This is a genomic window from Petroclostridium sp. X23 (assembly GCF_030013905.1).
Lineage (GTDB): Bacteria > Bacillota > Clostridia > SK-Y3 > SK-Y3 > X23.
In genome coordinates, this window is the sequence record NZ_CP124862.1 from 1,394,371 (window position 1) to 1,407,063 (window position 12,693).

A 12,693-nucleotide genomic window follows, 5' to 3' on the forward strand; every position below is an offset into this window, starting at 1 on the left:
ATATTGCCTAACATTAAGTCTGCTATGAAAAGAGTTAAGGTTATAAAGGTAAAAACTTTAAGAAACCAAATGATTAAATCATCTTTAAAATCAACTATTAAGAGATTTGATACTTCCATTGTTGAAGGAAATACAGAACAGGCAAATGCAGCTTTCACGCTAGCTGTTAAAAAGATAGACCAAGCTGTTGCAAAAGGTATTCTACATAAGAATACTGCTGCTAGAAAGAAATCTCAGCTAACTAGCAAATTAAAATCAATAAGCGCATAAAAAGAACGTACTATTATAGTACGTTTTTTTTTATTTTTTATTAACCCCATACCCTACAATAAAAGTTTCTAAAGCAATCCAGTCATTTATCTTACCGGTTTTTATATCGGAATCGATTTTTAAGCATTCCTTCAGAATAGTATGAAGGCGGTCTATTGAAAACCCATAAGACTGCTGGATATACTTCCTTACTGCAAAATGGGGGACCCCGGTCTCACTAACGATTTTCTCATTGCCTGCCCCCTGTTCCAGCAGCAGCTTCACCTTAAGAAGATCTGCATAATGCTTTGATAGTAAGGATAATATCTTTATAACCGGTTCTTTTAACATCTTCATGTCTTCAAGAAGTTGAAAAGCTTGCTGCATCTTGTTTTCCATTAATGCATCAATCATATTGAAAACCCTGCTCTCCACCGATCTGGAACAAACCGCATCAATATCTTTTCGGCTAATGGTCTCTTTATTTGCCGCAAAGTGAACCAGTTTATCAATCTCGTTTTTTATACCTACCATGCCCGCATCACAGTGCTGAAGAAAATAATATATATCTTCCTTTTGCATATTCTTATGATAGGATTTGAGCACTCTTGCAACCCAGTTTACCAAATCTACTATTTTTTGAAATTTAAACTCCAGTATAAGCCCGTTTTTCTTTATAATATTAAACAGCTTGCTTCTTTTATCGATTTCTTTTTCATAAAAAGCAATGCAGACATATGAAGGTATATCTCCAAGACAGTTTTCCCAAAATATTTTATCTGCTGCTTTAGGCGATTTAAAAATCTCACTGTCCTTGATGACCAACAGCTTTCTCTCAGCCATTACAGGCAGCGACTCAACTGCATCTTCCACCTGTCTCAAATCGATACCTTTCCCTTCAAAATAATAGTAATTAAAATCCTTCAATGTCTCATCTACCGCAGCATGCCTTAATTGATTGATATAATAATCTTTTAAAAAGTCTTCTTGACCGCAAAATAGATATATCCCTGAAAGAGATCCGTCCTTTAGACGTTTTTTAAATACTTCCAAACTCAAATTCATTCACCTTCTCTATATAATCTCACATCTTTGATAGATCTGCCGTCCGATACAAATGTGATAGTACCATTAATATCCGTCCTATATACCTTAACATGATTGTGCATGAGCCTTTCTAAAACCACCTCCGCCGGATGCCCGAAGCTATTCCTGCCTACCGATATCACTGCGTATTTTGGAGCTAACGCAGTTAAAAAATCATCGGTAAGAGATGTATCTGATCCGTGGTGCGGCACCTTTATAACATCGGTTTTTAGCCCAATGCCTTGTCTAATTAAATACGATTCCGCTTCTTTCTCAATATCTCCGGTAAAAAGAAACCTTAAAGCTTCATGTCGCAATGCCAATACCAGAGACCGGTTATTTTCCTCATCTTCCGGATAGCTGTCCACTTGGTTGACATCGGGATATAAAGCTTCCATTGTAATCCCTTTACCCATATCAATAAATGTGCCTTTCTCAATATTATACACCGGAACATTATGCTGTTGTGCTGTTTTTATCAGTCGCTGCATTAGGCTGTTTACATTTTTCCGCTGCGGGAGTAGCAGTAATTTAACCGGCATCTCTTCCATGATGGATAAAATCCCTTCAGCATGGTCATCATGGTAATGTGATACAACCGCCATATCTATTTGCATAACCCCTTTTTTAAGCAGATAGGGAATCACGATGTTTCTTCCGATATCATACTCGCTTTCTCCCTCATTGCCCCCACCATCTATGATGATATTTCTGCCATCAGGGCATCGTATTAATGTACAATCCCCTTGACCTACATTTACAAAGACTACTTCAAGGTCTTTCCCATTATATATCCCTGCCACTGTACCTGTACCGACTACTATTGCCAACACCAGCAGCGCGATTTTTATATGAACTGTATTTTTAGTCTCCTGTATTAAATTATACAGGATAAATACAATAAGTAAATAACAAATAACCATGGATACATTCGGACTGGGCACTCTAACAGCAGATATAGGTAACGCAGCAATAAAATGAACCATCATTAAAATAAATTTTAGAAGTATATAACAAAATCCGGCTGCGATCTTACCTGCAAAAGCGCTCACACTTCCTAATAAATATAACCCCAAACCGCCAAAAAGAGCAAAAGAGACCATCGGTACTATAATGAGGTTCCCCAAGATCCCTACAATAGAAATACTATTGAAATGATATGCCGTAATCATCACCGTACCTATTTGAGCGCTGACAGAAGCGGCAGCGATTTCACGTACCATCTTAGGCAATACTTTCAACCGATGATGTATCGGTTTATAAAAGATCAGCAATGAGATTGTTGCACAAAAAGACAATTGAAAGCCTACGTTTAGCAAATTAAGAGGATTATATATTAATATTACCAGTGAAGCAGTGCTCAAAGAAGTAACCGCATCCGGTTCCCTATTGACCAAGAAAGCCAGTAAAAAGATGACTGCCATCAAACCGGCCCTCAAAACCGAAGGGGTGCAACCTGTTATAATGATAAAGAGTATGATAAAAATAATGCCTGCTATATTTATTAGATATTTGTTTATTCCAGCAATACTTAATAACCAAATGACCCCACCAACAAAGATAGCGACATGCATACCTGAAACTGCCGTCAAGTGGGCCAGTCCGGTTTTCGAAAATTCTTCTTTCATTTCTTCAGAAAACCCATCTCTTATTCCCAACATCATACCCTTTAACAATGCTGCCTCATCCGCCGGAAGAAAGCGGTCAATGATACTCATAACGGAATATCTTATTCCAACACACAAATCAATCAATGTATTTACCCGCATATTCTTTTCAATTCTTTTTATCTGATAGGGTGCCGCGAAACAGACTGCATAAATCCCTTTTGTTCTTAAATAATAATTATAATCAAATCCACCTTCATTAAAAGAATGAGACGGATAGTAAAGCTTGCTTGTTACCTGAAGAGTATCTCCGTAAAGAAAGCTTTCTTTGCTCTCATTAGAGCAGATGAGCCGTATTTTTGTATCTACAGCAACTTTTTTCCCACGGTATTGTACAGTTTCAACTTGAGCATTGTATTGAATATTTTTACCTTTAACCGTTGGAAGATCGGATATCCTGCATATAAACGTGATAGGCTGATCGATATATTCATGGATAGGATTTAATAATGCCTCTGTCATTATATTAAATCTCCAGCATCCACCTAAGATACATATTAGTAATATGAGCGCATAATAACAGCTGTTTCTGCTTATGAGACACTTTATAATCCCGACCAGCAGCAAAAAAATACTCATCCATACAATTACATTCATTTCAAAAAACATCGCCAATAGGATTCCCATTATATACACGAAAGCTGCCCAACTTAGAAGTCTTTTCATAGTAAACCCTCCAGCATCACAAAAAAACAAAAGACGTGCAATACGTCTTTTGTTTTTATATATATGTATTATTTAATTATTCTGCGTCCTGCAACGTATGTTCTCTGGTAAAACCCGTCATTGATGGTATCATATTTTACATCTGAACCTGGTGAAGATGCATGAATGAATTTTCCATCTGCTATATAGATACCTACATGTGTAATTTGCCCATTTACTTTTCCGGAAGTGTCAAAAAACACCAAATCTCCTGATTGCAAATCCTGCTTACTAATCTGTTCCCCTTGCCGGCTTTGATCGGCAGCAATCCTGTTTAAATCAATGTCAAAATGCTTAAACACATATTGTGTAAACCCGGAGCAGTCAAATCCGGTCTTTGGTGATGTACCCGCCCATTTATACGGGACACCTAAGAATCTTTTACTATACTCCAACAATTCAGAAGCAAGAGAAGTCACAGTACTTCTATCAGCTTGTCCACCTGAACGAGAAACTTCTTGGCTTCTTATTCTGATGTAATCACCATGCATCCATCCTTGAATGCTGTCGTTGTAACTCATTCTGACCCAATCACCGGAGCGTTCAAGCACAGTAACTTTTTCTCCACGATAAAGTTGTCCCAGAATTTCGGAAGAAGTATTGGATTCCTCTCTAATGTTAACACAGCTGCCGGTAACAATGCCATAAGTGAGTTCTTCTGCTGATGCCGTAAGTACCGTCAAACTCGATAGTACAAGCATAACAACAGCACATACTATCACTTGTTTTAAAAATCTCATTGACATACCTCCTGCATTTCTTTTGTAAAAAAAGTATTACAAAACTATTACGGGATTATTATATACTTGTTTCAGGATAATGTCAAATCATTTTTTTGTAATTTTCACCAAAACTCATAGGTCTCTGGTACGAATTTTAATGAAATCAGATATCCTTTTTCATAAGTATTACATCCTGGCCTTTTCCGTCAATGACAATATGATTCATAATCTTTCTGACAAGCTGAAAATTATTTCTTATCCAAAAATCTACTCCCTTACGATTTTTTTCAATGACAGAAATATATACCCTATTAATATTATAACGACTCTTAAAGTAAAGAGAAAGCATTTCAAGACTTTTTCTTCCGTAGCCAAGCTGCTGATACTCAGTATCTATCAATATGGAATTCAACCATATGGCAGTTGCTTCCTCACTTTTCAATCTGCCTTTTATCAATCCGATCATGCTATTATGGTCCTTTAAATGGATACCCACAAAAAACTCACTGTTATTGTATACAACTTCGAGATACTTTTCAACAATGTCTCTCATACCGATAGGACAATCTATCCCTGTCGCATATTTATAAGCTTCCGTATAATTATACCATCCTAGTATTCTCTCAAGTTCACGTCTTTTTATATCTTTTATTATAACATCTTCAGAATCAATATTAATAGAAAGCATATCATCACCTTTTATTTATCGGTATAATAGAGATTAAAAAACTCTGTTCATTTGAACAGAGTTTTTTACGAGCCTAAAGCGTCGTCCAACCAAATCGTACCGATATCCAAAGCTCTGTATAAACCTTCACGCTCAGCTTTCTTCACCACTTTTTCCCTTCCCCTTAAAGACGGGTCATTAAGCTGTAGTTCAATTGAAATCTTTGTGGCTATTTTCAGATTATTTACAGTCTTATAGTCCTGTACTTTCATCGTAATGATATACTTTTCTTCAGAATTACCATAATACAGCATGTCACCTTTTCTTGTTAACGGCTTTCCTTTATACATTAAGCCCTTATTGTTCGTCTTTGCAGCCATTCTCATCATCCTCTACTAATATTTGTCGCACAAAACACTATATTCATTATACAACATATCCAAATTATACGCAAAATACACCAAGTTTATCCATTAGTATCAATATACCATAAAATCAAAAGATAGTAAAGACATTAATCCGGATAAAGCAAAACCCCACTATCAATGATAGTGGGGTTTTTGTGGTGAGCCATCCGCGACTCGAACGCGGGACACCTTGATTAAAAGTCAAGTGCTCTGCCGACTGAGCTAATGGCCCATGTGGCTGGGGTAGCTGGACTCGAACCAACGGATGCCAGAGTCAAAGTCTGGTGCCTTACCGACTTGGCTATACCCCAAAGTATATTTAGTTAATAATTAATAACTAATAGTTAATAATGAAAGTTACCTCTCAAGATCATATCTTGCATTCAATCGTGAATAAACTATTCATTATTCACTACTCACTATTAATTAAAATGTGGGGTGGATAATCGGAATTGAACCGATGGCCTCCAGAGCCACAATCTGGCGCTCTAACCAACTGAGCTATACCCACCGTATATGGCGCGCCTGAAGAGATTCGAACTCCTGACCCACTGCTTAGAAGGCAGTTGCTCTATCCTGCTGAGCTACAGGCGCTTACTGGAGCGGGTGATGGGAATCGAACCCACGCGATCAGCTTGGAAGGCTGAGATTCTACCATTGAACTACACCCGCATGTACTATATGTTTTTCGACTGACAATTAAAGATTATAGCAGATTACACATTGTTTGTCAACACTTTTTTTATTCTTTCTTGTGTTCTTTCCTGCAAAACCAGCCAGCGAAAATTAGTATAGCTTATGTGGCTTCTAAAGTCAATTCCTCAAATTACCTTTAACTCAATCTAGGTCTTTCATTCTTATAAAAATTCAGTCTAATTCGACATTTCTCGCGTATACTCGTTTTATAATTCAATTCACAGCTCACAGCTTATTCCTTTCCAGCCGTGAACCGTGAACTGTGAGCCGCTTATCTTACTGTAAACTCTATATTTTCATCTACTAAGTCCACCAAAATATTATCTCCCGCTTTAAAATTCCCTTTAATGAACTGCTCCGCCATTTTGTCTTCAATTAGTTTTTGTATGGTTCTTCTCAGAGGTCGAGCGCCATATTTAGCGTCAAAGCCTTTTTGAAGAATGTAGTGTTTAGTCTTCTCGGAAATCTCTATTTTTATACTCTTTTCTTCTAATTCTTTAGCAAACTCATTCAGCATAAGTTCCACGATTTGAAGCAGATCATCTTGTGACAATTGATTAAATACAATGATTTCGTCAATTCTGTTCAAAAATTCCGGTCTGAATGTATCCTTTAAGATGCTCTTGGACTTACTTTGAAACATGTCATCACTGCCATTTAGGAAGCCATAATTGCCGGATTTAAGCTCTGATCCTGCATTAGAAGTCATAATTATAATGGTGTTTTCAAAACTTACGACTCTTCCATGACTATCTGTAATTCTTCCATCTTCTAAAATCTGAAGCAGCATATTAAACACATCCGAATGAGCTTTTTCTATCTCGTCAAACAGAAGTACCGAATACGGTTTTCGTCTTACTTTTTCCGTCAGCTGCCCCGCATCATCATATCCGACATATCCGGGAGGTGACCCGATCATTTTGGATACAGAATGCTTTTCCATATACTCCGACATATCCAGCCGGATGAGTGCTTCTTCACTATCGAAAAGTTCTACTGCCAGCGATTTGACCAATTCAGTTTTTCCTACGCCTGTAGGTCCTACAAAAATGAATGAAACCGGCCTGCGCTTTTCCCTCAACCCGGCTCTGCTTCTAAGTATAGCTCTGGATGCGGCTTTAACTGCTTCACTTTGTCCAATCACTTTGCTATTTAAACGTTCCTCTAAGTTTAACAGCTTTTCCGATTCAAACTCGGTAATCTTTTGAACAGGAATCTTTGTCCACGATTCTATTACATATGCGATATCATCTATTGTTAAATATACGTCTTTGGTATTTTGTTCGATTTCTTTAATTTTTGAAATTAACTTACATTCCTTTACCTTTAGGTCGGCAGCTTTTTGATAGTCCTCAATGGAATCAGCAGAAACAGCAAACTCCTTGTCTTCCTGTACCTTTTTTAATTCTTCTTTTAACGCCGTTAACTCAACCAAACCGGTATTTTTCAAGTTAGCTCTGGATCCGGCTTCATCAATAACATCAATGGTTTTATCCGGAAGGAATCTATCTGTGATGTACCTTTCCGAAAGAATGGCAGCTGCTCTGATTACTTCATCAGTTATAATCACTTTATGGTAGCTTTCATAATAGTCCTTGATCCCTTTCAATATCTCGATGGATTCTTCGACGCTTGGCTCATCAATCAATACAGGCTGAAATCTTCTTTCAAGGGCCGAATCTTTCTCTATATGCTTTCTATATTCGGTAAGCGTTGTCGCTCCGATTACTTGAATCTCTCCTCTGGCCAATGCCGGTTTTAGTATATTTGCAGCGCTCATGGCCCCTTCGGCTTCTCCGGCTCCAACAATATTATGCAGCTCATCGATTACAAGAATAATATTTCCTGCTTCTTTGATTTCATCAATGACACCTTTGAGTCTGGCCTCAAACTGTCCTCTAAACTGTGTACCTGCAACCATAGAAGTAAAATCCAATAGATAGATTTCACAATTATACAATTTTGCAGGCACTTGCTTTTCAATTACCCTTAACGCCAAGCCTTCGGCAATGGCTGTCTTTCCTACTCCAGGCTCTCCTAGCAGCACCGGATTATTTTTAGTTCTTCGGTTTAATATCTGTACAACCCTGTCAATCTCTCTATGTCGGCCTACCACTCTATCAATCAAACCATTTTTAGCTCTTTGGGTCAAATTAACACCAAAATTATCAAGATATTTTTTCTTCTTACTGTTCTTCTTCTCATTCACCTTTGTTTTTGTTGATTTATCTTCTTTCAACGTTTCACTTCCACGCACTTCTCCATCCGCCTTAGGGTCATTACTAAATATTTTATTGATAAAATCAAAGGGATTGCCCATATCATTTTGCGGTTCCGACTCGTCATAAGAATTATTTGACAAGTACTCAGTCATCTGCGTACTCAATTTATCCATATCTTCCTCACTGATGCCCATTTGTCCCATAAACTGATTGAGCGGCTTTATACCCAGCTGTTTTGCGCATGTCAGGCATAGACCTTCATTTTTTTGGGTACCGCCCTCCAGTTTGGTTACAAATATTACAGCTATATTCTTATTACATCTTGAACATAACATATCTCTCGCTCCTATTTTTTATAAAAGTACTATGATTAGTTTACGTTTTTTCTTCCTCATAGTCTGATAACATCCTATAGATTATTGTTTTTGCCCTATTGGCGATAAATTCTTATAAACTTATTCGATATTTATATCTTAGTTTCTTTTAGTCTATTATATCATATATACCCTATACATTAAATATTACCCAAAAATTACACAACAAACAGACCCGTTGCATCAACAACTGATCTGTTTGTTGTGTAATGATTCCATATATCTTCTCGTAACAATCAAACATCTATCTATTGGTCAAATTACAGTTCTTCATAATCTGATAGATTTGCTCCGGCTTATTCATTGTATAGAAATGTATTCCATCGACACCATGCTCCAGTAAATCCTGCGTTTGCTTACTGGCATATTCAATCCCTGCTTTCTCAAGATCATCCGCATTATTACAATATTTTGAAAGCAGGTGTGCAAGTTCGGTAGGAATGGACGATCCGCAAAGCGTAGTAATCCTTTTAATCTGATTTGCATTCAACACCGGCATAATCCCTATCGTTATAGGAATATTAATCCCCTCTTCCCGAACCATTTCCCAAAAGTTATAGAACAAGCGGTTATCAAAGAAAAGCTGAGTAATTAAGAAATCTACACCCTCATCTACTTTTTGTTTTAGAAATTTGATATCTGTTTGGAGACTGTCACTTTGAATATGTCCCTCCGGATATGCTGCCGCAGCAATACAAAAATCCCCTTCTTCTTTAATATGACGGATAAGGTCAAGGGCGTACCTGTACTCCTTAAAAGCTTCTTTTTCATCGTATCCCTTAGGGACATCCCCACGTAGTGCTAAAATATTTTCTATATTATTTTTTCGCAAATGCTCGAGAATTTCATTCATATCTGAGCGGGAAGTACATACACACGTAAGGTGAGATAAACATTCAATGCCATAATTATTTTTAACTTTGGATGAAATAACCTCTGTTCTTTCCCTATTGCTTCCTCCCGCCCCATAAGTAACACTAATAAAATCCGGTTTTAGGTCTTTCAGCCTATCCAGTGTACTGAAGATGGTTTCTACAGGATAATCCGGTTTTGGCGGAAATATCTCAAAAGAAACTACAGGCTTTTTATTTTTAAATAAACGTGCAATATGCAACATCATCCCTCCTGTTTGCCATATTTGACTAGAACGTTAATATCAATCATTGCTTGTCCGACAATGGCCGTTTCTATCTTAGAATATGTTGACATATTACAATATTTATCACCTTTAGTCAATAGTATAAAAATAACGCAGCTAAGCGTGATTTAGTACTTCTTTCAAGGCAGCGGTTGTAATAGGTGCTCCGATACTGATATCATCATTGCCATCCATTTTCCCCGGGTCACCCAACCCTACTACTACAGGTACCTGTAAATCTCGTAATACACTTAGAGTATCTCCGCTTATTCTCACCGTAAATATGTTATTCCCATATTTATCTACTGCTGCTTCTACTTTTCTTCCCTCTTTTGTAAACGAACAATCTACCTTGACGTTACTGCCTTCTTTTCCATTGGAAGCAACAGCTATAATTCCCAATATATCTACAGCCTCATTCTTAATGATTTCCAGCAGTGCGGTCTCACCTTTGCCGGCTCCTGTATCACCGCAATCATCCACCATCACCACCACCGGGTCATGATGTGCTTTCTTAATTTGTTCAACAATTTCTTCTCCTGAAAGCTCGGTAGGATTACCGGCTGATCTTGAGATACATCTGCCCCCAATATTTTTTGTTGCGACTTCAACTGCTTTTCTGGCTACCATATCACCATCGGTAACCAGGATCACTTTTCGTTTATTCAAGAGAACATCTCCTAATCTTAATTTTTTTCTTTTGGGCTAAATACTACAGCAACAATATATCCAAAAAATATTGCCGCAGCTATTCCGCCGGCAGTCCCGGTAATCCCTCCTGTAAAAGCACCTAGCAGCCCGTCTTTCTGTACAGCTTTCATAGCACCTTTCCCCAGTGAATATCCGAAGCCCACTATTGGTACGGTAGCTCCGGCCCCTCCATACTCTACCAACGGTTCATATATTCCGATAACCGTAAGGAATACGCCTAGTGTAACAAATAGTACAAGAATCCTTGCCGGCGTTAGCTTTGTTTTATCAATAAGTATTTGTCCAACGGCACATATCGAACCACCTACTAAAAACGCCCTAAAAAACTCCATGATCATCACCCCAATGTATTTTGTATAGTAACTGCATGTGCAATGCCCGGTATCGACTCCCCTTGCTGTGCGCTTGTTGTACTTAAAAGCGCTCCTGTGGAGATAAACAAGATTTGATTCAAACTTCCTTGTGTTAATTCATGGTATAAATAACCGGCTAAAACAGATGCCGAACATCCACAGCCGCTTCCACCGGCATGTGTATCCTGTTTTTTATTATCAAAAATCTTCAACCCGCAATCGGTGAATTGTCTGCTTACATTGCAGCCGTTTTTTTGCAAAATATCTTCTGTAATATTTTTCCCTATCTCCGCCAGGTCACCGGTAATAATCAGATCATAATCATCCGGTATAAAGCCTGTGTCCTCAAAATGCGCATAGATGGTATCAGCAGCAGCCGGCGCCATCGCAGCACCCATATTATTTGCATCCTTTATCCCAAGGTCCACAATTTTTCCAGTGGTGATATGTGTGATATAAGGACCACTTCCTTGGTTGGATAATACTACAGCACCCGACCCGGTCACCGTCCACTGTGCTGTAGGAGGTCTTTGCCCTCCATATTCCAAAGGGAACCGGAATTGTCGTTCCGCTGAACAAAAATGGCTGGAAGTAGCTGCTACAACATAGTCGGCGAATCCGCCATCCACACACATTGCCGCAAGACTCAATGACTCTGCCATGGTTGAACATGCACCATATACGCCAAAAAAAGGGATCTCCAATTCTCTAATCCCAAAACTGGAGCCAATACATTGGCTTAATAAGTCTCCGGCGAAAATATAATTGATGTCTCCCAAAGCTTTATTTGCTTTTGTTATTGCTTTGGATACCGTCTCTCTAAGAATTTTACTTTCAGCCTTTTCCCAAGAACTTTCTCCCCAGAGACCATCATCCAGAATTTGATCAAAATACTCTTTCAAAGGCCCTTGTCCTTCTTTTTTCCCTACGATTGAAGCTGTAGCAACCATAGAAGGCGGGTTCTGAAGCTTTACCGTTTGTTTGCCTAATCTTTTTGCTGCAGTCATTTTTCCACCTCCATGATCATAGCATTATCAAGAAATAAATGAGCCCTGCCACAATTGAGGCTACAATTCCATATACCAATACAGGCCCTGCAATGACAAACATTTTCGATGCCACGCCAAGAATGTAGCCTTCTTTCTTAAATTCCATTGCCGGGGATACAATTGCATTTGCAAACCCGGTAATAGGTACGATCGTTCCTGCGCCCGCGTGCTTGGCAAGACCATCATATAAATCTAATCCTGTTAGCAGTGCTCCTAAAAGTATCATGACAATAGCAGTAGCCCCAGCCACCTGCTCAGTGCTTAATCCTCTTGACTTAAAATAGGTGCTTACAAGCTGCCCTACAATACAAATCAACCCTCCTATGATAAAAGCTTTTATAACATTTTTTACAATAGGAGAGTTAGGAGATTTTTTCTGCACATATTTTTCATACTCTTTTTTAGTAAAAACCTGATCCATATTATTTCCCCTTTCCGCCTTCATATATAAAACATTTTTACTACAACACTACGAAGTATAAAACTCTTTAGAATATACAAAAATTCCTCTCGTGGGTATCTTGTCATTCATTTTCCTTACATTTAGCAGCCAATATGTTATACCCGCCAATAGCGCTGTGATCAATACCGGATAAATCACTTTTTTTACTGCAACTCTATTCATAAATGCTCACCTCAATACTTTC

General features: G+C 38.1%; 13 protein-coding genes and 5 tRNA genes. 1 reads left to right on the forward strand and 17 read right to left on the reverse strand.

Annotation, left to right across the window (positions count from 1 at the left end):
* Positions 1-3: 3 nt before the first annotated feature.
* On the forward strand, positions 4-270 hold the full coding sequence (rpsT, locus tag QKW49_RS06840) for a 30S ribosomal protein S20 (protein WP_282866804.1): 267 nt from the start codon (positions 4-6) through the stop codon (positions 268-270).
* Between the two features lie 30 nt (positions 271-300).
* Here the strand turns inward: rpsT and holA are convergent, their stop codons facing one another.
* The 17 genes from holA to QKW49_RS06925 all read right to left on the reverse strand — a co-directional run bounded on the left by holA (position 301) and on the right by QKW49_RS06925 (position 12,671).
* Positions 301-1,314, reverse strand: coding sequence for a DNA polymerase III subunit delta (gene holA, locus QKW49_RS06845; RefSeq protein ID WP_282866805.1), 1,014 nt, complete (start codon positions 1,312-1,314; stop codon positions 301-303).
* Positions 1,311-3,668, reverse strand: a complete 2,358-nt coding sequence (locus QKW49_RS06850; protein ID WP_282866806.1) for a DNA internalization-related competence protein ComEC/Rec2 — start codon at positions 3,666-3,668, stop codon at positions 1,311-1,313. The genes holA and QKW49_RS06850 overlap by 4 nt, the downstream gene beginning before the upstream one ends.
* A 68-nt stretch (positions 3,669-3,736) precedes the next feature.
* The gene (locus tag QKW49_RS06855; protein WP_282866807.1) at positions 3,737-4,447 is read right to left on the reverse strand and encodes a C40 family peptidase; all 711 of its coding nucleotides are present in this window, start codon (positions 4,445-4,447) and stop codon (positions 3,737-3,739) included.
* Positions 4,448-4,592: 145 nt separating this feature from the next.
* Complete coding sequence (locus QKW49_RS06860; protein ID WP_282866808.1) at positions 4,593-5,117, reverse strand: GNAT family N-acetyltransferase; 525 nt, start codon at positions 5,115-5,117, stop codon at positions 4,593-4,595.
* A 65-nt stretch (positions 5,118-5,182) separates the two neighbouring features.
* Entirely contained in the window at positions 5,183-5,476 is a 294-nt protein-coding gene (locus QKW49_RS06865) for a hypothetical protein (RefSeq protein ID WP_282866809.1), read from the reverse strand.
* A 183-nt stretch (positions 5,477-5,659) separates the two neighbouring features.
* A tRNA-Lys gene (locus QKW49_RS06870) sits at positions 5,660-5,735 on the reverse strand.
* A gap of 3 nt (positions 5,736-5,738) precedes the next feature.
* A tRNA-Gln gene (locus tag QKW49_RS06875) sits at positions 5,739-5,814 on the reverse strand.
* A gap of 123 nt (positions 5,815-5,937) precedes the next feature.
* A tRNA-His gene (locus QKW49_RS06880) sits at positions 5,938-6,014 on the reverse strand.
* 6 nt (positions 6,015-6,020) lie between these two features.
* Positions 6,021-6,097, reverse strand: a tRNA-Arg gene (locus QKW49_RS06885).
* Between the two features lie 4 nt (positions 6,098-6,101).
* Positions 6,102-6,175 (reverse strand) — tRNA-Gly (locus QKW49_RS06890).
* Positions 6,176-6,470: 295 nt separating this feature from the next.
* A complete protein-coding gene (locus QKW49_RS06895; protein ID WP_282866811.1) occupies positions 6,471-8,756 on the reverse strand; it encodes an ATP-dependent Clp protease ATP-binding subunit in 2,286 nt (761 codons plus the stop codon).
* Between the two features lie 283 nt (positions 8,757-9,039).
* A complete protein-coding gene (gene metF / locus QKW49_RS06900) occupies positions 9,040-9,909 on the reverse strand; it encodes a methylenetetrahydrofolate reductase [NAD(P)H] (RefSeq protein WP_282868082.1) in 870 nt (289 codons plus the stop codon).
* A 141-nt stretch (positions 9,910-10,050) separates the two neighbouring features.
* Positions 10,051-10,602 (reverse strand): stage V sporulation protein AE, encoded by a 552-nt coding sequence (locus QKW49_RS06905; protein ID WP_282866812.1) that lies wholly within the window; start codon positions 10,600-10,602, stop codon positions 10,051-10,053.
* Between the two features lie 17 nt (positions 10,603-10,619).
* Positions 10,620-10,976: a stage V sporulation protein AE gene (gene spoVAE / locus QKW49_RS06910; RefSeq protein WP_282866813.1), complete on the reverse strand. Its 357-nt coding sequence runs from the start codon at positions 10,974-10,976 to the stop codon at positions 10,620-10,622.
* A 5-nt stretch (positions 10,977-10,981) separates the two neighbouring features.
* Positions 10,982-12,004, reverse strand: a complete 1,023-nt coding sequence (spoVAD, locus tag QKW49_RS06915) for a stage V sporulation protein AD (RefSeq protein ID WP_282866814.1) — start codon at positions 12,002-12,004, stop codon at positions 10,982-10,984.
* Positions 12,005-12,020: 16 nt separating this feature from the next.
* Positions 12,021-12,467, reverse strand: coding sequence for a stage V sporulation protein AC (gene spoVAC, locus QKW49_RS06920; protein ID WP_282866815.1), 447 nt, complete (start codon positions 12,465-12,467; stop codon positions 12,021-12,023).
* A gap of 48 nt (positions 12,468-12,515) precedes the next feature.
* The gene (locus tag QKW49_RS06925) at positions 12,516-12,671 is read right to left on the reverse strand and encodes a hypothetical protein (protein ID WP_282866816.1); all 156 of its coding nucleotides are present in this window, start codon (positions 12,669-12,671) and stop codon (positions 12,516-12,518) included.
* Positions 12,672-12,693: the final 22 nt, after the last annotated feature.